Here is a 19,427-nt window from a genome sequence, read left to right as displayed (position 1 = left end):
TGATCGTTCTGGGTGCACGAGACATCCCCCGGGGATGAGGCCGGGCGGCCCGCCGTCGCCGATGCTGGCGGCATGACCGAGACCCGCGAGTGGCACGGCGTCGCCGCCGAGGTCCGCTCCCAGAACTTTCCCTGGTGGAGCCTGCTGATCACCGGCCTGCTCGGCGTCGTGTTCGGCATCGCCGTGCTGGCCTGGCCGGACATCTCGCTGCGCATCATGGCCGCGCTCGCCGGCATCTGGCTGTTCATCGCCGGCTGCGCCCGCATCATCGGCGCGTTCCTGCCCAGCGGCAGCATCGTGCGCAACGTGCTGTCCGGGATCGTCGGCATCATTGTGCTGATCGCCGGCGTCATCTGCCTGCGCAACGTGGTGACCCGCCTCGCCCTGCTGGCCCTGCTGTTCGCGATCACCTGGATCCTCAGCGGGCTCACCGCGCTGATCGCCGGGCTCCAGCGCGAGGGCACCGAACGGGTCGGGCTGATCATCCTCGGCGTCATCTCGCTGATCGCCGGCGGCGTGTTCGTCTTCGCGCCCGGCCTCTCGCTCGCCACGCTGGTCGTGCTGACCGGCATCAGCAGCATCGTGGTCGGCGCCGCCGAGGTCGGCCTCGCCTTCGTGGTTCGTCGCGCGGCATGATCCTCGCGGTCCCTCTCGTCGGCTGGGCGGCGCTCGCCCTCACCATCTGGCTGCTGCCTGGCATCACCGCCGACTCCGCCTGGTCGGTGCTGGCGGGGGCGGTGCTGCTCGGCCTCTTCGGGGTGGCCGTACGCCCCCTCGTGGCCCGCCTGATGACCTGGATCGGCTGGATCGGGGTGGTGGCCGGATGGCTGTTCGCCCAGGCGGCGCTGGTCTACGTGGCCCTGCTCCTGGTGCCCGGCATCCACGTCCATGACTTCTGGAGCGCGTTCTGGGCGTCCTGGATCTACGCGGCCATCGTCAGCGTCGCGCTCTGGGTGGTGACCGCCGGCCGCACCGACGCGGTCACCCGGCACCTGCTGTGGGTCAACCGCCGGTTCCGCGGCAAGGTCCCGCGCAGCGACGTGCCGGGCGTGGTCTTCGTGCAGATCGACGGGCTCTCGGCGCCGCTGGCCCGCTGGGCGCTCGACACCGGCAACCTGCCCACGCTCGGCCGCTGGCTGCGCACCGGGAGCCACCTGCTCACCGAGTGGCACGCGCAGCTGCCGGCGACGACGCCGGCCAGCCAGGCCGGGCTGCTGCACGGCGCGAGCGACCGGGTGCCGGCCTTCCGGTGGTACGAGAAGGAGAACGGCCGCCTCGTGGTCACCAACCAGCCGGCCGACGCGGCGCTGGTCGAGACCCGGCTCAGCGACGGCAACGGCCTGCTGGCCGACGGCGGTGTCTCGCTGTCCAACGTCTTCTCCGGGGACGCGCCGACCAGCCTGCTGACGATGAGCACCGCGCGCTCGGGTCGTGGGCCGGCCCACTACCTCAGCACGTACCTGCTGGATCCGTTCGGTCTGACCCGCTCACTGGTCCTGACCGTGGGGGAGATCGTCAAGGAGCTCTACCAGGCACGCCGGCAGCGGCTGCACCGGGTCGAGCCGCGGATCAAGCGCGAGCCGTCCTACGTGCTGTTGCGGGGCGTGACGAACGTGCTGCTGCGGCACCTCAACGTGACGGTGCTGGCCGAGCACCTGATGCGGGGGACGCCGTCGATCTACTGCGACTTCGTCGACTACGACGAGATCGCGCACCATGCCGGGCCGGCCCGGCCGGAGTCGCTCGCGGCGCTCGAGGGGATCGACTCGGTGCTGGCCAACCTCGAGGAGGTCGCGGCGGCGGCGCCCCGGCCGTACGAGTTCGTGGTGCTCTCCGACCATGGCCAGAGTCAGGGAGCGACGTTCCGGCAGCGGTACGGGATCGGGCTGGAGGACCTCGTGCGGGGCGGGTCGGTGCTGTCCACCTCGGACGACGAGCAGGCCGGGCGGGCGTCCACCCTGCGCGCGAGCCTGATGCCGACGCCCGAGTCGTCCTCCGCCGGAAAGGTCGACACGCCCGAGTTCGTGGTCGTCGCGTCGGGCAACCTCGGGCTGGTCTACCTGCCACGGCTTCCCGGGCGGCTCACCTGCGAAGTGATCGAGAAGCACCACCCCGGCCTCGTCGACCGGATCGCCACCCACCCCGGGGTCGGCTGGGTGATGGTGCGCTCGGAGTCGGACGGGCCGGTCGTGCTCGGCGCCGGCGGCCGCCGCCGGCTCGACGACGACCACGTCGAGGGGGACGACCCGCTCGCCGCCTTCGGCCCGCACGCGGCGAGCGACCTGCGCCGCCACGACCGCCTCGAGCACACCCCCGACATCCTCGTGAACAGCCTGCACGACCCGGTCACCGGCGAGGTGGCGGCCTTCGAGGAGCTGGTCGGCTGCCACGGCGGTCTCGGCGGCTGGCAGGACCGGCCGGTGCTCATTCATCCCCGTACCTGGGAAATCGCCGTGGAACTGTCGAGCGCCGACGCCGTGCACGCGCAGCTCAAGCGGTGGCTCGCCGAAATCTCTGGGAGATAGCTATGTGTCGATGGCTGGCGTATTCCGGAACACCCATCTCGCTGGACGAGCTCCTCTACAAGCCCCGGTTCTCGCTGATCGACCAGAGCATGCACTCGCGGCTCGGCGTCGAGACCACCAACGGCGACGGCGTCGGGGTCGGCTGGTACGGCGCCGACGACGTGCCCGCCCTGTTCCGCGGCGTGGGCCCGGCCTGGGGCGACGTCAACCTGCGCGAGCTGGCCCGGGTCACCCGCTCCGGCCTGTTCCTCGCGCACATCCGGGCCAGCACCGGCACCCCCGTGCAGCAGAGCAACTGCCATCCGTTCCGGTACGGGCGATGGCTGTGGTGCCACAACGGAGCGATCCACAATTTCCGGGAGCTGAAGCGCGACCTGATCCTGGCGGTCGACCCCGAGCTGTACCCGAGCATCTCCGGCTCCACCGACTCGGAGGTGATGTTCTACCTCGCGCTCACCTTCGGCCTGCGTGAGGACCCGGTGCGCGCGGTCGAGCGGATGGCCGGCCTCGTCGAGCAGACCGCGAAGGCGCACGGCGTCACCGCGCCGCTGCAGATGACGGTCGGCACCACCGACGGCGACCGGGTGTGGGCCTTCCGCTATTCGAGCGAGGGCAAGAGCCGGACGTTGTTCTTCAGCACCGAGCTCAACGCGCTGCGGGCCCTGCACCCCGACTTCGCGCTGATCCAGGGCCTCTCCGAGGAGACCCGCCTGATCGTCTCCGAGCCGCTGGGCGAGCTGCAGGGCGCCTGGCAGCCGGTGCCGGAGTCCAGCTACGGCGTCATCCAGAAGGGCGCCGACGAGCTGGGGAGCTTCACGCCGCGATAGGGTTCTGTGCTGTGAACCGGACCGGCTATACGCCACGCACGGATCGGTGACCCGGTGGACGACTGAGCCGCCCGGCCGATCTGGCGCGTGGGCCTCCCTGGCATCTGTTGCCCGGAAGCCCATCGTCGCCTTTTCGGAATTGAGGTTCGCTCCATGCCCGTCAGCTTCAACCACACCATCGTCGCGTCGCGGGATCGCGAGGAGTCGGCTCGGTTCTACCGCGAGCTCCTCGAAGTGCCGGCGGCGCCGTCGTGGGGTGTGTTCACCAATGTCCAGCTCGGGGACGGCGTGCTGCTCCAGTTCGCCGAGCCGCCGGTCGAGATCCAGATGCAGCACTACGCGTTCCTGGTCGACGACGAGCTGTTCGACCGGGCGTACGCGCGCCTGCTCGAGTGGAACGTCGTGCACTGGGCCGATCCGCAGATGCGCCGGCCCGGTGAGATCAACCATGAGCACGGAGGTCGCGGGGTCTACTTCAAGGACCCGTCGGGCCACGCGATCGAGGTGCTCACCCGGCCGTACGTCTGATCTGCCAGGATCGGCGCGTGAAAAGACTGTCATCAATGATCGTGGTCGTCGTGCTCGCCCTCGCGGGCGGGTGCGGCGGCAACGCGTCGGGCGGCGCGTCGTGGGTCGGGCCGTCGTCGGCCGGGCCGGTCGAAAAGTTCACGCAGGGCGGCGGCAGCATGGAACCCGGGATCAAGCCCGGCCAGGTCATTGCCGCGCGCCGGGTCGCCGGCTACCGCGCGAAGCGTGGTGACGTCGTGCTGTTCCACCCGCCCGGGAACTGGACGGTGACGGACGGGCCGATGCTCAAGCGGGTCGTCGCCATCGGCGGCGAGACCGTCGCCTGCTGCACCGGCGGCAAGGTGACCGTGGACGGCGCCGCGATCGACGAGCCGTACGTGGCCGAGGACGGCCCGCTCGACGAGAAGCCGAGTCCCGGCTCGTGCCTGGCGCGCCGCTTCGGGCCGGTGGCCGTGCCGGAGGGCAGCGTGTTCGTCGCCGGCGACCACCGCATCGCGTCGAACGACTCCCGGTGTCTCGGCCCGATCGCGGCCTCGTCGGTGTTCGCGGTCGTCGACGATGCGTGAGTTCGTCAATCAAGCACTTGATTGATAAGCTGGGTCCGTGAACCTTGACGGACCCAAGACCTGCGACGCCAGCGGGATGATCGAGATCCACCGCATGCTCCGGACGTCGTTCGGCGAGGCATCCGCCCTCGTCGGCGGCGTCCGGGCGGGCGACCTCGAGCACGCCGCGGTCGTCGCCACCCAGCTGCACCTGATCTCGAACGCGCTGCACGCCCACCACGAGGGCGAGGACTCGCGCCTCTGGGACATGATCGATCAGCGGGCGCCGGCCTGCTTCCTGCACGTGGAACGGATGAAGGCCCAGCACGCCGCGATGCTCGTACACCTGGAGGACCTCGACGCCGCTTTGCCGGCCTGGCGCGCCTCGGCCGCGCCGGCCGGCGCCGTTCCGATCCTCGCCGCCCTCGAGGGCGTCTCCGCCGCCCTCGCCGCCCATTTCCCCGACGAGGAGGCGACGATCGTCCCGGTCATCGAGCACGTCGTCACCCGGCGCGAGGAGAAGTGGTTCGGCGAGCACGGCCGCCACGCCACGCCGAAGGGCCAGGCCTGGAACATGCTCGGTCCGATCCTCGCCGCGCAGCCCGACGGCGGCGCCGCCTGGCTGCGCAAGCACATGCCCGGGCCGGCCGGGCTGATCTGGCGCTTCGTCGGCGCGCCGCGCTACGCCCGGTTCCGCGCCGCGCTGGAGGGACGTGGGAGCATCTGACCGACCGACAGGGGAGGGCCCGATGCCGGCAGGCAGGCGCGCGGGCGCCGACGGCGAGCAGCGCCGCGCGCAGATCGTCGAGGCGGCCCAGCAGGCGATCGCCACGCTCGGCTTCGAGGGCCTGCGCGTCCGCGACGTCGCCGCCCAGGCCGGCATCAACATCGCCACGCTGCACTACTACTTCCCGACCAAGGAGGCGCTGGTCGCCGCCGTGGTCCAGCGCATCGTCGGCGGCCTCGACCGGGTGCCGCCGAACGGCCCCGAGCGCGACCCGAGGGCGGTGCTGACCGCGCACCTCGACCACGTGCTGGGCCGGTTCGAGGCCGACCCCGCCGAGTTCGTGGTGCTCAACGAGCTCTACGCCCGGGCCGGCCGCGACCCGGAGCTGCGGGCGACGCTGCTGGCCAACGACACGGCGTGGGCCGGTTTCCTGCGGCCGCTCTTCGAGGCCGGCCGCGACGGCGGCCAGTTCCGCGCCGACCTCGACCCGGACGCGGCGGCCGTGCTGGTGATCGGGTTCCTGAAGAGCCTGCTGTCGCAGTTCGACCTGACGCCGGAGCGCACCCGCCGCGCGGCCGACGAGCTGCTGCGCGCGGTGAGCGCCTAGGCGCGGACCACCAGGGTGCGGGCCAGCTTGTCGTGGATGGCCTGGTGCCGGCGGTCGACCAGCAGCCAGAGCGAGCCGATCGGGAAGTAGGCCAGCAGGACCCCGCGGAGCAGGGCGGGCCACCAGCGCACCCGGTTGCGGGACATGTTGACCACGCGGACGCCGACCAGGTACATGCCGGGGGTTCGGCCGGTCAGGCCCCAGAACGCCGTGCAGTAGAGGGCGAACACCGCGGGCAGGCCGATCAGGAAGGCCGCGGTCAGGGTGCGGGCCAGGTCGCGGGCCTCGGTGCCGATCACCGAGGCGATCATGCTCATCGCGGTGGCGGTGCCGGCCGAGGCGATCGAGACGAGAAGGGCATCCAGCACGTACGCGATGGTGCGGCTGACCGCGCCGGCGAAGGCGGCCGGCGCCTCGCGCAGGGTCGCCGGCCGGTCGGCCGCGGTGGCGCTCATGCGACCACGGCGACGGGCACCGGGGCCTCGGCCACCGGCAGCGTGGGGAACGTGGTCGTCACGGTCGCCTCCTTGCGGCGGGGAAGGGGCACGGCCCGGGTGGACGACCCCGGCCGTGCCCCCGTGGCGCCGGCTCTAACGGCGACGCCGGTCGACCCGGCGTGCCGTGCGGCGGGCGGTGCGCCGGGCCACTCTGCGAGATCCGAACATGGCCACACCTCCTTATCGGTCGAGGGTCCGCCGGGGACGGCCGCACCCGCCTCATCCCGCGAGAATGACAGCGAGAACGACCGCCAGAACGACACTCAGTGCAGCAAGATCTTCAGGACGATCATCACGACCCCGAACATGGCGGCGACCACGGTGGAGACGACCCGCTCGTGCGGATGCAGGCGGGCGCCCATCCGCCAGCCGGCCAGGCCGAGCAGCACCGTGCTGGTGATCAGCGCGGCCAGGATCGCGGTGCTCAGCTTGGCGCCGAGGCCGCGCGTGAGCAGCAGCACGACCAGCGGCAGCAGCGAGGCGCTCATGATCTCCCAGCCGCTGGTGAGCTGCCGGCGGACGGTGCGCCAGGCCGGCCGGTGCCCCTCGTGGATCCGCTCGGCCACGATCCGGGCGTAGCGCTCGGCCGCCCAGTAGATGATCAGCGTGACGATCACGATGATGTCGAGCTTGTACGCGGCGTCGGCGTGCGCGGTCACCAGCACCGCCGAGCCGACGATGACGCCGTAGATGCCGGCCGCGGTGCCCTCGGCGGTGTCGTGCGTCAGGCGGATCCGCAGCCGGTCGGTGAACGACATGTCAGGGCTTCTCCGTGCGCCGCAGCTGCTTGCCCTCGGCGCCGTGGACGGCCAGCGCGTACAGGGCGATGAGATCGAGGGCGATCGAGAGGATCGACCAGATCGGGTACGCCGCCAGGAACGTCAGGTTGATCATCGCGTGCAGGAAGACGATGACCATCGACACGAACCGGGCCCAGAGGTAGCCGAACATCACGGCGTAGCCGGCGCCGATGAGCAGCGCGCCGAAGGCGATGAGGGTCCAGCCCCAGACCGAGTAGTTGACGTCGATCGCCAGCTTCTCCGCCGCTACCAGGTAGAAGTCGTCGTCGACGAGCGCCACGAGCCCCTGGATGAGGCTGATCAGCCCGCTGATCATCATGACGATGCCGAGGAACAGGATCCACCCGATCCACTTGGTGAGGCCGCGACCGGCCGCATGCTGTGCCATGACTCTCCTAGTGGTACTGCGGCCTAGTGGTACTGCGGGTTCGGCCGGATGACGGGGGGACGCAGCGCGCTCTTGGCGACGCCCGCCACGAGGGTGCCGATGGCCAGGCCGAGCACCAGGTTCAGCCCGGCCGTGTAGAACCGCGAGCCGCGGCTCTCGTCGGTCACGAACGGCATCAGCATGGCCGCCACCGTGGCCAGGCCGACGACCCAGCCGAAGAAGCGCATCGGCTTGGGGGTGGTGAGGATGAGGACCTGGACCAGGCCGGTCGCGACCAGGGCCGCGAGCGCGGCGCCGAACGCGTACCAGACCGTGCTGGCGTCGCCCCAGACGCCGTTGCCCTTGGGCGCCAGGACCTCGACGTCGAAGATGCCGCGGCCGATCAGGATGCCGACCACGGCGATCAGGGCGGCGACCACGGCCGTGGCGGCGCCACCGGCCCAGAGACGGCCGGCGTTGAGCACGGGTTGTGGTGGTGTCGGCGGTCGATAGACGTTGGACATGCTCCCGAGCATCGGCGGGGGGCCACGCCGGGCGCCTCATCCCGGGCAGATGACGCGTCCGCACGCTCCCGCGGGCGAGGCTGGAGCCACATCTGATGGGGGAGGAACGGTGTCGACACATCGCAGTGACGAGGCCACCGGCTGGGTCGCGTGGATCCTGTTCGGCGGTCTAATGCTGGTGCTCCTGGGTGGGGCGCACCTGACGATCGGGTCGCTCGCGCTCATCCGGCCCGAGGCCCTCGAGGGCAGCCGGTCCGACCTGCTGCTCGGCGTCAGCCTGACCGCCCTGGGCTGGATCCACCTCGTGCTCGGGATCGTGCTCATGGTGGTCGGCGGCGGGCTGATGCTCGGCCAGGTCTGGGCCCGGCTGCTCGCGGTCGTCCTCGGCTGCGTCGCCCTGGTGATCAATTTCGCGTACGTCGCGGTTTATCCGATCTGGTCGGTCGTCGCGATCGCGCTCAGCGCCATCGTGCTCTACGCGACGGTGGCGCACGGCGGCGAGCTGACGCGGGCTTACCAGCACTGACAGCGACTTCAGGCCGGCCTCGCCGCGGATCACCTTGCCGATCAGGCTGAGATCCTCGGCGAGGACGTGGCCGATCACGGCGCTCGCCAGCAGGCAGAACGAGATGACATAGAGCCATCCGATGTACGTGAACGCCAGCCCGATCGTGCCGTAGTGCGCGTTGCTGCTGCTCAGGGCCCGGGGCAGATAGAGCTCGCCGGCCGGCCGGACGGCCATCATGACCAGCGCGTACACGAGGCCGCCGGGCACCAGCTTGCGGGCCGGCACCGCGCCGCCCAGCAGCAGCACGGGCAGCAGAATGGTCAGCGCCGCGTCGGCCACGAACAGGGTCGGCGGTCCGGCGACTCCCAGGGGCAGCCGGCTGGCCACCACGAACACGGCGAGCATCACGACGACCAGCACCCAGCGGGCGGCCGCCGCGGCGCTCGAGCGCACCTTGCCGATGCCCCAGACGGCCGTGTACGAGCGCACCAGCGCCCGCGCCAGCCCGGTCGCCGAGAGGATCACGATCAAGGCGCTCAACAGCCCGAACGAGCTGAAGCCCTGCTCGTCGAAGGCCTGGCTGAGCAGCCGGCGGGACGACTCGGGCATGTCCAGCGCGTCGGCCAGCTCGGTGGTGTACTTCGCGCCGAGCAGTGCCCCGAACATGATCAGCAGGGGGAAGATCGAGGTGAACGCCTGCGCGGCCAGGGTCATCGCCCGGTCGAAGATCTGCACCTCGAGCAGCCCGCTGACGCAGCGCAGCAGGAGTTTGCCGAACCAGGACGCCAGCACCAGCGCGGCGCGCGGGCGTAGCCACCCGGGTAGGTTGGCCAGCCCGCGCTCCGCGTCCATCTCGGACCCCGGACCCTCGTCAGATGAGGCCGAGCGAACGAGCCCGCCGGACGGCCTCGTTGCGCCGGGACGCCGACAGCTTGCGCAGAATGCTGCGGACGTGCGTCTTGACGGTGTTGACCGAGACGTAGAGGGAAGCGGCGATCTCCTCGGTCGGCAGCATCGCGGCCATGCCCTCCAGCACCTCCATCTCCCTCTTGCTGAGCGGCTCGACGACCACGACGGCTTCCGGCCGCAAGGCCGCCGGCCGGTCGGCGTGCGGGGCGCCCTGGAGCTGCCGGTACTGCGCGGCCAGCTCGTCGTCGTCGCGCAGCACCCGGCGCAGATCGGCCCAGACCTGCTGGACCGCCCGGCGCTGGGACTCGGGCAGGGCCGCGCGCAGCGCCTGGCGCAGCGCGCCACGCGCCTCGTCGACCTCGCCGCGGCGGGCCGCGACCGTGGCCAGCACGAGCCACGCCTCGAGGCTCACCGGGACGGCCACCCCTGCCGTCCCGGCCACCGGCTCGACCAGCTCCTTCGCCCGGCGGGCGTCGCCGGCGGCGGCCAGCGCCGCCGCCCGCACCACGGTCGCGTCGTCGGCCTCGGGGTCGCCGAGCCGGTCGACCGTCTCGATCGCCTCGTCCGAGCGGCCCATGGTGATCTGCAGCCGGGCCCGGGCGAGCGCGACCTGGCGGGCGAGCCAGGACGGCGCGGCCAGGCCGCCCGGTACGTGCCCGGCGTCGTTGAGCGCGGTCAGCGCGCTGCGCAGCTCGCCGCGCGCCTGGAGGCGGCGGGAACGGATCAGCGCGAACGCCGCGTGGATCATGCCGTCGGCCGGGCGGATCCGGCGCGGGTCGGCCGCCCGCAGATGCCGGCCCGCGGTGTCGATGTCGTAGCGCTCCATCGCCACCCAGGCCAGCGCCAGCTCGGCGGCCAGCGGCCGGCTCGCCGTGCCCAGGCCCATCCGGTCGGCCAGCTCGGTCGCCTGGTCGGCCAGCTTCTCGGCGTGTCGCAGCCGGCCGCGGTGCGACTCGATGAGCGCCAGGTGGGCCAGCGCGTCGATCCGGACGTTCTCGCAGGACCCGATGGCCGCGTTGGCGACCTCGGTGAGCGTCACGGAGGCCGCGTCGACCGCGCCCGTACGGCTCTGCGCGTCGCCCTTGGCCCCGAGCACCAGCACGCGCAGCTCGCCGTGGCGGTCCAGCCGCCCGGCGGGCACCTGCGCGAGCAGCTCCTCGGCCGCCGCCGCGGTGTGCAGCACGGTCTCGACGTCGTCGCGCTGGCGGGCCAGCACGACGTCGGTGATCAGATGGGTCAGCGCCAGCGCCGGGGTGTACCCGGCCTGGTGACTGATCATGAGTTCCTCGGCCCGCTCGAGCTGGGCCGCGCAGGTGTCGACGTCCCGGATGGCCAGGGCCAGCGCGGCCGCGACCACCGCTCCGTCGGCACAGTCCAGATCGGCGGGGATCGCCGCGAGCTGCTCGCCGAGCCGCCCGGTGCGACCGTCGAGCAGCAGCCGCCCGACCGCGTAGTCTTCGACCACGACCGACGCGGCCAGCGGCCAGTCGGACGCGGCGACGGCGTGCCCGACCGCCTCGTTGATCTGGCCGTTCCCGGCGAACCAGGTGGCCGCCCGGCGGTGCAGCTCGGCGATGCGCTCGGGCGCGGTCCGGCTGAGCTGGGCCTGCAGGAGCTCGGCGAAGAGGCGGTGGCAGCGGTACGCGGTGAGCCCGTCCCCGGCCGGTTGCACGAACGCGTTCTGCCGGCAGAGGGCGGTGAGCATCCAGCGGGCGTCGGCGCGCCCGGTGACGGCCTCGGCCAGCTCCGGGGTGAAGACGTCGAGGATGCTCGTCTCCAGCAGGAACGTGCGCACGTGGGATGGCTGGATGCGCAGCACCTCGTCGACGAAGTACTCGGCGATGGTGGCCTCGTTGCCGGTGATGGTGGCGACCAGCGACTCGGCGTCGCCACTGTCCTCGAGGGCCATCGCGAACAGCCGCAGGCCGGCGGCCCAGCCCTCGGTGTGCTGGAGCAGCTGTTCCATCGCGTCGTGGCTGAGCGGGACCCGGTGCAGGCTGAGCAGCTCCGAGGCCTCGGCGGCGGTGAACGCCAGGTCCTCGCTGCGGATCTCCTCGAGCCGGCCGGCGAGCCGGTAGCGGTGCAGCGGCAGCGGCGGGTCCCAGCGGCCGACCAGCACCAGGCGCAGCATCCGGCCGGCGTGGCGCAGGACGAACTCGAGGTCGGTGGCCCACTGCTGGCCGGTCAGGTTGGAGACGCCGTCGAGCACGAGCACGGTGGGGGTGGCCTGCTCGGCCAGCGCGGCGGCCAGGCGGACGAGGAAGGACCGGTCGGCCGCGGCCGTGCTGTGCGGGGCCGTGAGGCCGGCCGCGACCGGCACGCCGGCCCGGCGCAGCGCCTCGAGGATGTAGGCCCAGAAGGCGTCGGACTGCCCGTCCTCCTCCTCGATGGTGATCCAGCCGATCGGGTAGCCGGGCGTTCCCTCGTCGGCCCAGGCCGCGACCAGCTGGGTCTTTCCGGCGCCGGCCGGCCCGACGACCAGGGTGACCGGCTCGCGGACCCCGCGGGCCAGACGTTCGGTGAGCCGGGGCCGGGCGACCAGGAAGCTGGGCGGCTCGGGCACGGCGAACTTCGATTGCAGCAACGGATCGCCGCCGGTGGCCGGGGCCGCCTCCGGTGTAGAGTTCTGTGCCGGCACGACGAGTTCAGCTGTCACTACTGCTCCCTCCGCAGGCACGGATGTCGAACGACTGGATCATCCTTGAACGGGGGAGAGGTCCCCCGCATCGTCCGAATCGGATTAAGCGCTGAGTAACCCTCTCACTACGCGAAGGCGACCATCGGCGTTTGAGTTGACAAGTTTCTATTTGTGTGCGTTCGCGACGGCGACTGTCGCGTTCGCGAGAAAATCGACGAAACCCTCTGGCGTTCCGGTCTTCGCCCAGGCCCGCCGCTGACGGTCGGCGCCGGTGCCCTCCTGCCGCATCCGGTCGAGGTGATCGAAGACCTCCTCGGCCTCGCCCCACGCCGCCAGCGCCGGGCTGACCTTGGCCATCAGCCGCGCCACCGCGCCCTCGGCGGCCGGCGACGAGCCGTCGGGCCGGCGCCCGCGCCGGATCCGGACCTGGCCGTGCGCGGCCGTCATCAGGTGCGCGTCGACGATGCCGGTCGGCATCGGCAGCGTGGTGAGGTTGCGCCGCGAGTCCTCGATCAGCGTGGCGACCAGGGCGCGTACCACCGCCGCGAAGAACACCGTGTCGTCGGCGCTGAGGCACGCGTCGGCCACCCGCACCTCGACGGTCGGGTAGCGCGCGGACAGCCGGGCCAGGAAGAAGATGGCGCCGTCGTCGAGCGCGGCGCCCGTCCCGATCAGCTGGCGCACCACCCGGTCGTACCGCGCGGCGCCCGCCCACGCGCCCGGCGGCCGGAACGTCGGCCAGCGTTGCTGCAGGTGGAACCGGTAGCTGGCCCAGCCGGTGTCCCGATCGCCGGCGAACGGCGAGTTGACCGTGAGCGCCAGCAGCGCCGGCAGCCACGGCCGGATCCGGGCGAGCACCTCGACCGCGAGGTCGCGGTCGGGCACCCCGACGTGCACGTGGCAGGCGCAGGAGCTGCCGGCCACGACCGCACCGGGGAAGCGCCCGGCCAGGTCGCGGTAGCGCGTCTCGTCGGTGACCGCACCCAGCGGGCCGGCCGCGAACGGCGGCGCACCCACCGACACCAGGTTGACGCCGGCCCGCCGGGCGGCGTCCCCGGCTCGCCGCCGCAGCCCGGTCAGCTCCCGCCGGAGCTGGTCGAGCCCGGTGCACACCGCGGTCGTGGTCTCCAGTTGATAGGCGAGAAATTCCGGCTTGACCTGGTCGCCGGCCCGGGCGAGCCGGGCGACGTACGGTGCCGAGGGCACCACGGCGCCGTCCCGTCCCAGAAGCAGAAACTCCTCCTCGACCCCCATCGTGAGCATCGCGTCCCCCTCGCTCGCACGCTGCACGTCCGAGCAGCGTGCGACCGGTTCGGCGCGGACTGCCTCATCCGCCGGGGGTGATTCGATCTTTATCTGCGCAGGACCTTGTCGGTGACGCGGTCGACCGCGACGTCGCCGGCGGCGGCGCCGCTGCGGATCCGGCCGACCAGCTCGTCGACCATGGTGTCCCGCTGGCCGCGCACGAGCGACTGGATCCGGTCCGGCTCCTTCTCCAGCAGCGTCAGCACGTCGTCGAGGATCCCGCTCACCAGCGGCCGCAGCACCCGGTCGAGCTGGGCGTCGACGACCTTGTCCACGATCGCCGAGGTGGCGACCGTGACCAGCGCCGCGTCGAGGGCCGCGGCCGCCCGCTTCTGGGCCTTCTCCCGCTCGATCGCGCCGCGCTCGGCCATCTCGGTCATGCGCCGCTGCAGGGTCGTCGTGGCGCCGGTGAACGGCCGGGTCGCCGAGAACCGCACGCCGGATACCAGCAGCTCGGCGGCGTCCTCGGCGGTGTAGACCGCCCCGACCACCACGTCGCGCATGCGGGCGGCCTGCACGATCAGGAACGTCGTCATGACGCGCGCTCGAGCTCGTCGAGCCGGGCCGCCTCCTCGGCGGTCACCAGCCCGATGCCGACCAGGTCGAGCGGGCTGATGAAGTTGTCGGCGAGGCGGAACCCGCCGGCCCGGGCGATGGCGTCGCGCAGGGGCACCGCCCAGTGGTGCTCGATCAGCAGCAGCGCGGCGGCGCTGTCGTCGGGGATCTCGTCGAGGACGTCCCACGCGGTCTCGTCGTCGAACACCTCGATGCCGTCCGCGGCCGCGGCCGCGCCGAGTGCCGCGCCCGCCTCGAGGCCCTCCTCGCCCTCGATGCCGAGGCCGACCAGGGCGCCGACCTTGCTGCCGAGCTCGACGGCCTCGTCGGTGGTCAGGTTGCTGAGGTGCTCGACCTCGATCTCGCCCTTGGCGTCCTTGTAGACGGCGAGCGCGTCGATCACCCGGATCGCGTCGGTCTGCCGGAGCCGCTCGAGCTCGGCGATGACCTCACCGTGAAAGTTCGGGTGCGAAAAGCCCAGCACGATGAGCTGGACGGGTCCGATGGACATGGGTGCGCTCCCTTCAGCGGCGACAGGGAAAGCCTGTCGCCGTACGGCAAAAGAGCGCCTCATCCGGCCGGGGTGACGTCCGGACCGGCATCGCCGACGATCCTCCTTTCTTATGCGACGAATGGCAGCGATCATCACGGCGGGCGCCCTGGCCGCCCTGCCCCTGGCCGGGTGCGGTGACAGCGCGTCGCCCGCGCTGTGCGACAGCCTGGCGACCGTGCAGAACTCGGCACAGCACGTGCGCGACACCAATGTGGCCGAGAACGGCCTCGCCCAGTTGCGGACCAACCTCACCCAGCTCCGGACCGACGTGCAGCAGCTGGTCACCGACGCCCAGGGGCAATGGGCGAGCCAGGCCGGCCAGATCCGCCAGAACCTGGACCTGCTGCGGGCGAGCATCGTGGCCTGGCAGGCCACCCCCAGCGACACCAACAAGGGCGCCGTCCGCTCGGCGCTGAACGCCTTCGAGGCCAGCGTGCGCGACCTCGGCGACGCCCTGCAGAGCACCTGCTGAGCGGCGGCGATGCGCGGGCTGCTGCGGCGGCTGGGCTGGGACCGCAACCCGCTCCGCCGCCGGACGGATCGTCTGGAGGCATGGCTGAACGCCGTGCTGCTCATCGCGCTGCTGGTGGTCGGCGGCCTGCTGGCGCAGTACACCGGCCGTAACACCTACCGGGAGCAGGCACGGGTCGGCGCCTGGGAGCGGGAGCACCGCTTCCAGGTGTGGGCGACGCTGCTGGAGAAGCCGGCCGGCCGCTCGCCGGCCGCGCGGGCCCGCTGGAAGACGCCGGCGGGCGGCATGCGCACCGGCACGGTGGCCGCGCTCGAGACCGACCCGGCCGGCACGTGGGTGCCGATCTGGGTCGACGAGACCGGCGCCGTGGTCGCGGCCCCGCCGCGCCGGCGCCCGGCGACGCAGGCGGCCGAGGCCGGGGTGGCCACGGCCGGGGTGGTGGCGGCCGGGCTCGGCGCCGTGTGGCTGCTCGGCCGGCGGGCGCTGGATCGCCGCCGGATGCGGTCCTGGGGCGCCGAGTGGCTCGACGTCGGTCCCCGCTGGTCGAAGTACCGATGAAGGAGGCCGGCGTTGTGAAACGCCGGCCCTCCTCCCCATCGAACGTCAGGTGGCTACGTCGGCGGTCTTCAGGTCGTCGACCACCTGCTGGAAGTCCGCGGCCTGGTCCGGGCAGTACACCTTGATGATGAGGCCGATGCCCTGAACCATCTTGTTGTCCGCGATGATCGGCCGCTGTCCCGGCCCGGCCGCGCCGTTCGTCAGCTGGCCGTAGAGGATGCTCTTGACCAGCGCGTTGGCCGGCGCGTGGCAGACCGCGCCGCCGTCGTCGCCGAGCACGTTGTAGATCTGCTGGGCGGACGGCACCGGCAGACCCGCCGACGCCAGCTCGGCCGAGAGCTGGTTCGCCTTGTCGACCGCCGCGTCGTTCTTCTTGTTGGTGTCGTAGATCGACCCGAACACGATCATCGCGCCCACGAACATCACCCCGAGGACGATGTAGGTGACCCGCCGCTCCTGCCTGCGATCCATCATGACTGCGCCACCTCCGCCTCGTCCGCGCTCTCCGTCTTCCAGGACGGCTTGCGCGACCGGTAGAACAGGAACGGCACCAGCAGACCGAGGCCGAGCGCGCCGGCGGCCACGATCACGATGTAGACGGCCGGGCTGCCGCCGCCGAACTGCGAGGGCGGCACGAAGCCGATCAGCAGCGCCGCCAGCGAGGCCGCGAAGCCGACGCCGCACAGGCCGACCAGCATCGGCGCCTTGTAGCCGCGCGGGTGGTCGGGCTGGCTCCGGCGCAGCCGCACGGCGGCCACGAACATCAGCAGGTAGACGATGAGGTACACCTGCGTGGTGATCACCGAGAAGATCCAGTACACACTGGACACGTCCGGGATGAACGCGTAGCCGAGCGCGATCACGGTGGTGACCAGGCCCTGCGTGACCAGGATGTTCTGCTGCACGCCGTGCTTGTTGAGCTTCTGCAGGAACGGCGGCAGGTAGCCCTCCTGGCGCGAGATCAGCAGCAGGCCCTTGGACGGGCCGGCCAGCCAGGTGAGCATGCCGCCGAGCGAGGCCGCGACCAGCATGATGCCGACGATCGGGGTCAGCCACTGGGAGCCGAACTGGGCGAACATGGCGTCGAAGGCCTGCATCACGCCCGCGGTCAGCGACAGCTGGTCGGCCGGGACCACCCAGCTGATCGCCAGCGCCGGCAGGATGAAGATGAGCAGCACGAGGCCCATGGCCATGAACATCGACCTCGGGAACTCCTTGCCGGGGTTCCGCAGCGAGCCGACGTGCACGGCGTTCATCTCCATGCCGGAGTACGACAGGAAGTTGTTGACGATCAGCACCAGGCTCGACAGCCCGGCCCAGGCCGGCAGCAGGTGCGAGGCGGTCATCGGCGCCGCCGACTCGTTGCCCTGGCCGAGGAAGACCGTGCCGAGCACGACCAGCACGACGCCCGGGATCAGGGTTCCGATGATCAGGCCGCCGCTGGCGAGCCCGGCCACCGATCCCGTACCGCGGGACGACACCCACACGCCGGCCCAGTAGCAAACCATGATCACGATCGCGGTCCAGAGGCCGTTCGAGGCCAGTTCGGGGTTGATGACGTACGCGAGCGTGCTCGCCACGAAGCCGAGCAGGCTCGGGTAGTAGAAGATCGTCATCGCGAACTGGCACCAGACCGCGAGGAAGCCCATCGGCTTCGACAGTCCCTGGCTCACCCAGTTGTAGACGCCGCCGCTCCAGCCCGAGGCGAGCTCCGCCGAGACCAGCGAGGTCGGCAGCAGGAACACGATGGCCGGCACGATGTACAGGAAGATGCAGGCCAGGCCGTACACGGCCATGGTCGGCGCGGCGCGGAGGCTCGCCACCGAACTGGTGGTCATCAGAGCCAGCGCGATCCAGGAGATGTAGTGGATTGCTTTGGGTTTAGCGGCGGCGGGTGCTGCCGACGCCGCGGCTGGGGCCCGCCGTGCGGGCACGTCCATGGCGCTCACGCTGGATCCTTTCGAATAAGGACTCCCCGAGATTCGAATCATCAGCGTCGGTCGGACCGATCGACCTCATCCCTGGCGGGCTAAAGCACTCTGTTTCGAGTGTGTTAACACGGAGAGTGAGCGTCGATCGACGGTCGTCGACTGGATACGATCGTCCCGCCGCGCCAGCGCCGTCCGGCATCCATAGGTTTTCGAACACCGGAGTGACGCATGCCGTTCAAGGCCGAATACATCTGGGTGGACGGCACCCAGCCCACCGCCAAGCTGCGCTCGAAGACGAAGGTCGTCGACGACGGCGCCGAGCTGCCGATCTGGGGCTTCGACGGCTCCAGCACCAACCAGGCGCCCGGCGACAAGTCCGACTGCGTGCTCAAGCCGGTCTTCAGCTGTCCCGACCCGATTCGCGGCGGCAAGAACGTCCTGGTCATGTGCGAGGTGCTGCTGATCGACGGCACGCCGCACCCGACCAACACGCGGGCCGCCTGCGTCGAGACGGCCGACAAGTTCGCCGACCAGGAGCCGATCTTCGGCATCGAGCAGGAGTACACGTTCTTCAAGGACGGCCGCCCGCTCGGCTTCCCGGTCGGCGGCGGCTACCCGGCCGCGCAGGGCGGCTACTACTGCGGCGTCGGCTCGGACGAGGTCTTCGGCCGGGCGATCGTCGAGGCGCACATGGACCTGTGCCTCGAGGCCGGCCTGCACCTCTCGGGCATCAACGCCGAGGTCATGCCCGGCCAGTGGGAGTTCCAGATCGGCCCGGTCGCCGCGCCGCAGGTCGCCGACGAGCTGTGGGTGGCCCGCTGGCTGCTCTACCGCATCGCCGAGGACTACAACGTCTCGGCCACCCTCGACCCCAAGCCGGTCAAGGGGGACTGGAACGGCGCCGGCGCGCACACCAACTTCTCCACCAATGCGATGCGCGAGAACTACAAGGCGATCATCACGGCCTGTGAGGCGCTCGGCGGCGAGGGCAAGGTCGCGGAGCACATCGCGGGCTACGGCGCGGGCATCGAGCACCGCCTCACCGGCATGCACGAGACGGCGCCGTGGAGCGAGTACAGCTACGGCGTCTCCGACCGCGGCGCGTCGGTGCGCATCCCGTGGCAGGTGGAGCGGGACGGCAAGGGTTACATCGAGGACCGTCGCCCGAACGCGAACTGCGACCCGTACGTCACCACCCGCCTGATCATCAACACCTGCTGCTCGGCGCTGGTCTGATCCCCGCTTGACGTAGGCTGCCGGGCGATGATCTTCGAAGTCTCGCCCGGCGCCCCGTCGTCGCCCGTGATCCTGCACGTCCCGCACGGCTCCCGGGACATTTCGGACTCGGCTCGCCAGGGGCTGCTGATCGACGACGCGGCGCTGGCCGAGGAGCTCGATCACCTCACCGACGCGCACACGGCGTCGATCGCGTCGGAGGCGGCTTCCCGGGCGGCGACCCGGCCCTGGATCTTCGCCAACCGGTGGTCACGCCTGGTCGTCGACCCCGAGCGCTTTCCCGACGAGCGGGAAGAGATGCGGGCGGTGGGCATGGGCGCCGTCTACACCCACGGCTTCGCGGGGCGCCGGCTTCGAGAAGATGATCCCGTACGGGATTCTGAGCTGCTCCGTGCGCACCAGGTGCCCTACGCGGCGGCCCTTGCCGAGCTGGTCGCCGACCGGCTCGCGACGACCGGGCGGGCGATCATCGTGGATGTTCACTCCTACGCGACGGCTGCCCTCCCGTACGAGCTGCATGGGAACGACCCCCGCCCGCCCGTGTGCCTCGGCACCGACAGTTACCACACGCCCGGCTCGTTGATCTCCGCCGCCGAGGCGGCGTTCCCTTCCTCGGGCCGGGACACGCCGTTCTCCGGCTGTTACGTGCCGCTGGACTTCTACGAGCGGGATGCGCGCGTGGAGTCGCTGATGATCGAGATTCGCCGGGACCAGTACATGACCGAGCCCGGCGGCCCTCCCGGCGCCGGCCTGCCGCACGTGGCGGCCGCGTTGTCCCGGCTGATCAACTCGATTTCCTGATCAATTCGACTTCC

General features: G+C 71.5%; 22 protein-coding genes and 1 pseudogene. 12 read left to right on the top strand and 11 right to left on the bottom strand.

Going from position 1 to position 19,427, the window contains the following annotated elements; genetic code table 11:
• The first annotated feature begins 72 nt into the window (after nucleotides 1-72).
• The 7 genes from ACZ6TB_RS36010 (at nucleotide 73) to ACZ6TB_RS35980 (ending at nucleotide 5,759) form a co-directional block, all read left to right on the top strand.
• Nucleotides 73-636, top strand: coding sequence for an HdeD family acid-resistance protein (locus ACZ6TB_RS36010; RefSeq protein ID WP_465562231.1), 564 nt, complete (start codon nucleotides 73-75; stop codon nucleotides 634-636).
• Entirely contained in the window at nucleotides 633-2,525 is a 1,893-nt protein-coding gene (locus tag ACZ6TB_RS36005; protein ID WP_465562230.1) for a phage holin family protein, read from the top strand. The genes ACZ6TB_RS36010 and ACZ6TB_RS36005 overlap by 4 nt, the downstream gene beginning before the upstream one ends.
• Nucleotides 2,526-2,527: 2 nt before the next feature.
• Nucleotides 2,528-3,352: a class II glutamine amidotransferase gene (locus tag ACZ6TB_RS36000; RefSeq protein WP_465562228.1), complete on the top strand. Its 825-nt coding sequence runs from the start codon at nucleotides 2,528-2,530 to the stop codon at nucleotides 3,350-3,352.
• Nucleotides 3,353-3,505: 153 nt separating this feature from the next.
• Complete coding sequence (locus tag ACZ6TB_RS35995; RefSeq protein WP_465562226.1) at nucleotides 3,506-3,880, top strand: VOC family protein; 375 nt, start codon at nucleotides 3,506-3,508, stop codon at nucleotides 3,878-3,880.
• Nucleotides 3,881-3,915: 35 nt separating this feature from the next.
• Nucleotides 3,916-4,446 carry a signal peptidase I gene (lepB, locus tag ACZ6TB_RS35990; RefSeq protein WP_465562225.1) on the top strand — a complete coding sequence of 177 codons (531 nt, stop codon included), beginning with the start codon at nucleotides 3,916-3,918 and terminating at the stop codon, nucleotides 4,444-4,446.
• A gap of 37 nt (nucleotides 4,447-4,483) precedes the next feature.
• Complete coding sequence (locus ACZ6TB_RS35985; RefSeq protein WP_465562223.1) at nucleotides 4,484-5,152, top strand: hemerythrin domain-containing protein; 669 nt, start codon at nucleotides 4,484-4,486, stop codon at nucleotides 5,150-5,152.
• A gap of 22 nt (nucleotides 5,153-5,174) precedes the next feature.
• Entirely contained in the window at nucleotides 5,175-5,759 is a 585-nt protein-coding gene (locus ACZ6TB_RS35980; protein WP_465562222.1) for a TetR/AcrR family transcriptional regulator, read from the top strand.
• Here ACZ6TB_RS35980 and ACZ6TB_RS35975 read toward each other — a convergent pair.
• From ACZ6TB_RS35975 to ACZ6TB_RS35960, 4 genes are all read right to left on the bottom strand, one after another.
• On the bottom strand, nucleotides 5,756-6,214 hold the full coding sequence (locus tag ACZ6TB_RS35975; protein ID WP_465562221.1) for an RDD family protein: 459 nt from the start codon (nucleotides 6,212-6,214) through the stop codon (nucleotides 5,756-5,758). The genes ACZ6TB_RS35980 and ACZ6TB_RS35975 overlap by 4 nt on opposite strands.
• 305 nt (nucleotides 6,215-6,519) lie before the next feature.
• A complete protein-coding gene (locus ACZ6TB_RS35970; RefSeq protein ID WP_465562219.1) occupies nucleotides 6,520-7,014 on the bottom strand; it encodes a hypothetical protein in 495 nt (164 codons plus the stop codon).
• 1 nt (nucleotide 7,015) lies between these two features.
• Nucleotides 7,016-7,444: a DUF7144 family membrane protein gene (locus tag ACZ6TB_RS35965; protein WP_465562217.1), complete on the bottom strand. Its 429-nt coding sequence runs from the start codon at nucleotides 7,442-7,444 to the stop codon at nucleotides 7,016-7,018.
• Nucleotides 7,445-7,467: 23 nt separating this feature from the next.
• Entirely contained in the window at nucleotides 7,468-7,947 is a 480-nt protein-coding gene (locus tag ACZ6TB_RS35960) for a DUF6069 family protein (RefSeq protein ID WP_465562215.1), read from the bottom strand.
• Between ACZ6TB_RS35960 and ACZ6TB_RS35955 the strand changes: the two genes are divergently transcribed.
• Nucleotides 7,946-8,473 (top strand): DUF7144 family membrane protein, encoded by a 528-nt coding sequence (locus tag ACZ6TB_RS35955; RefSeq protein WP_465562213.1) that lies wholly within the window; start codon nucleotides 7,946-7,948, stop codon nucleotides 8,471-8,473. The genes ACZ6TB_RS35960 and ACZ6TB_RS35955 overlap by 2 nt on opposite strands.
• A 66-nt stretch (nucleotides 8,474-8,539) precedes the next feature.
• Here ACZ6TB_RS35955 and ACZ6TB_RS35950 read toward each other — a convergent pair.
• The 5 genes and pseudogenes from ACZ6TB_RS35950 to ACZ6TB_RS35930 form a co-directional block, all read right to left on the bottom strand.
• Nucleotides 8,540-9,307: pseudogene (locus tag ACZ6TB_RS35950) on the bottom strand (YhjD/YihY/BrkB family envelope integrity protein); the annotation flags it as partial.
• A gap of 19 nt (nucleotides 9,308-9,326) precedes the next feature.
• A complete protein-coding gene (locus ACZ6TB_RS35945; protein ID WP_465562211.1) occupies nucleotides 9,327-12,020 on the bottom strand; it encodes a winged helix-turn-helix domain-containing protein in 2,694 nt (897 codons plus the stop codon).
• Between the two features lie 147 nt (nucleotides 12,021-12,167).
• Nucleotides 12,168-13,292 carry a carboxylate-amine ligase gene (locus ACZ6TB_RS35940; protein ID WP_465562209.1) on the bottom strand — a complete coding sequence of 375 codons (1,125 nt, stop codon included), beginning with the start codon at nucleotides 13,290-13,292 and terminating at the stop codon, nucleotides 12,168-12,170.
• A gap of 62 nt (nucleotides 13,293-13,354) precedes the next feature.
• Nucleotides 13,355-13,843, bottom strand: a complete 489-nt coding sequence (locus ACZ6TB_RS35935) for a hypothetical protein (RefSeq protein ID WP_465562207.1) — start codon at nucleotides 13,841-13,843, stop codon at nucleotides 13,355-13,357.
• On the bottom strand, nucleotides 13,840-14,373 hold the full coding sequence (locus tag ACZ6TB_RS35930; RefSeq protein ID WP_465562205.1) for a hypothetical protein: 534 nt from the start codon (nucleotides 14,371-14,373) through the stop codon (nucleotides 13,840-13,842). Before ACZ6TB_RS35930 ends, ACZ6TB_RS35935 begins: the two co-directional genes overlap by 4 nt.
• A gap of 121 nt (nucleotides 14,374-14,494) precedes the next feature.
• On the opposite strand from ACZ6TB_RS35930, the gene ACZ6TB_RS35925 reads away from it, so the two are divergent.
• Nucleotides 14,495-14,887 (top strand): hypothetical protein, encoded by a 393-nt coding sequence (locus ACZ6TB_RS35925; RefSeq protein ID WP_465562203.1) that lies wholly within the window; start codon nucleotides 14,495-14,497, stop codon nucleotides 14,885-14,887.
• 9 nt (nucleotides 14,888-14,896) lie between these two features.
• Nucleotides 14,897-15,445, top strand: coding sequence for an Rv1733c family protein (locus ACZ6TB_RS35920; protein ID WP_465562201.1), 549 nt, complete (start codon nucleotides 14,897-14,899; stop codon nucleotides 15,443-15,445).
• A 45-nt stretch (nucleotides 15,446-15,490) separates the two neighbouring features.
• On the opposite strand, the gene ACZ6TB_RS35915 is transcribed toward ACZ6TB_RS35920, so the two are convergent.
• The gene (locus ACZ6TB_RS35915) at nucleotides 15,491-15,919 is read right to left on the bottom strand and encodes a hypothetical protein (protein ID WP_465562200.1); all 429 of its coding nucleotides are present in this window, start codon (nucleotides 15,917-15,919) and stop codon (nucleotides 15,491-15,493) included.
• On the bottom strand, nucleotides 15,916-17,385 hold the full coding sequence (locus tag ACZ6TB_RS35910; protein ID WP_465562375.1) for an APC family permease: 1,470 nt from the start codon (nucleotides 17,383-17,385) through the stop codon (nucleotides 15,916-15,918). The genes ACZ6TB_RS35915 and ACZ6TB_RS35910 overlap by 4 nt, the downstream gene beginning before the upstream one ends.
• Before the next feature lie 219 nt (nucleotides 17,386-17,604).
• Between ACZ6TB_RS35910 and glnII the strand changes: the two genes are divergently transcribed.
• Together glnII and ACZ6TB_RS35900 are read left to right on the top strand one after the other, a co-directional pair.
• Nucleotides 17,605-18,612 carry a glutamine synthetase gene (gene glnII / locus ACZ6TB_RS35905; RefSeq protein ID WP_465562198.1) on the top strand — a complete coding sequence of 336 codons (1,008 nt, stop codon included), beginning with the start codon at nucleotides 17,605-17,607 and terminating at the stop codon, nucleotides 18,610-18,612.
• 27 nt (nucleotides 18,613-18,639) lie between these two features.
• Nucleotides 18,640-19,413 carry an N-formylglutamate amidohydrolase gene (locus ACZ6TB_RS35900; RefSeq protein WP_465562196.1) on the top strand — a complete coding sequence of 258 codons (774 nt, stop codon included), beginning with the start codon at nucleotides 18,640-18,642 and terminating at the stop codon, nucleotides 19,411-19,413.
• The last annotated feature ends 14 nt before the right edge of the window (nucleotides 19,414-19,427 follow it).

Source organism: Actinoplanes sp. NPDC051537, from assembly GCF_055586105.1.
The sequence above is the reverse complement of the archived record's forward strand: the minus strand, read 5'-3'. Positions and strand labels throughout refer to the sequence as shown.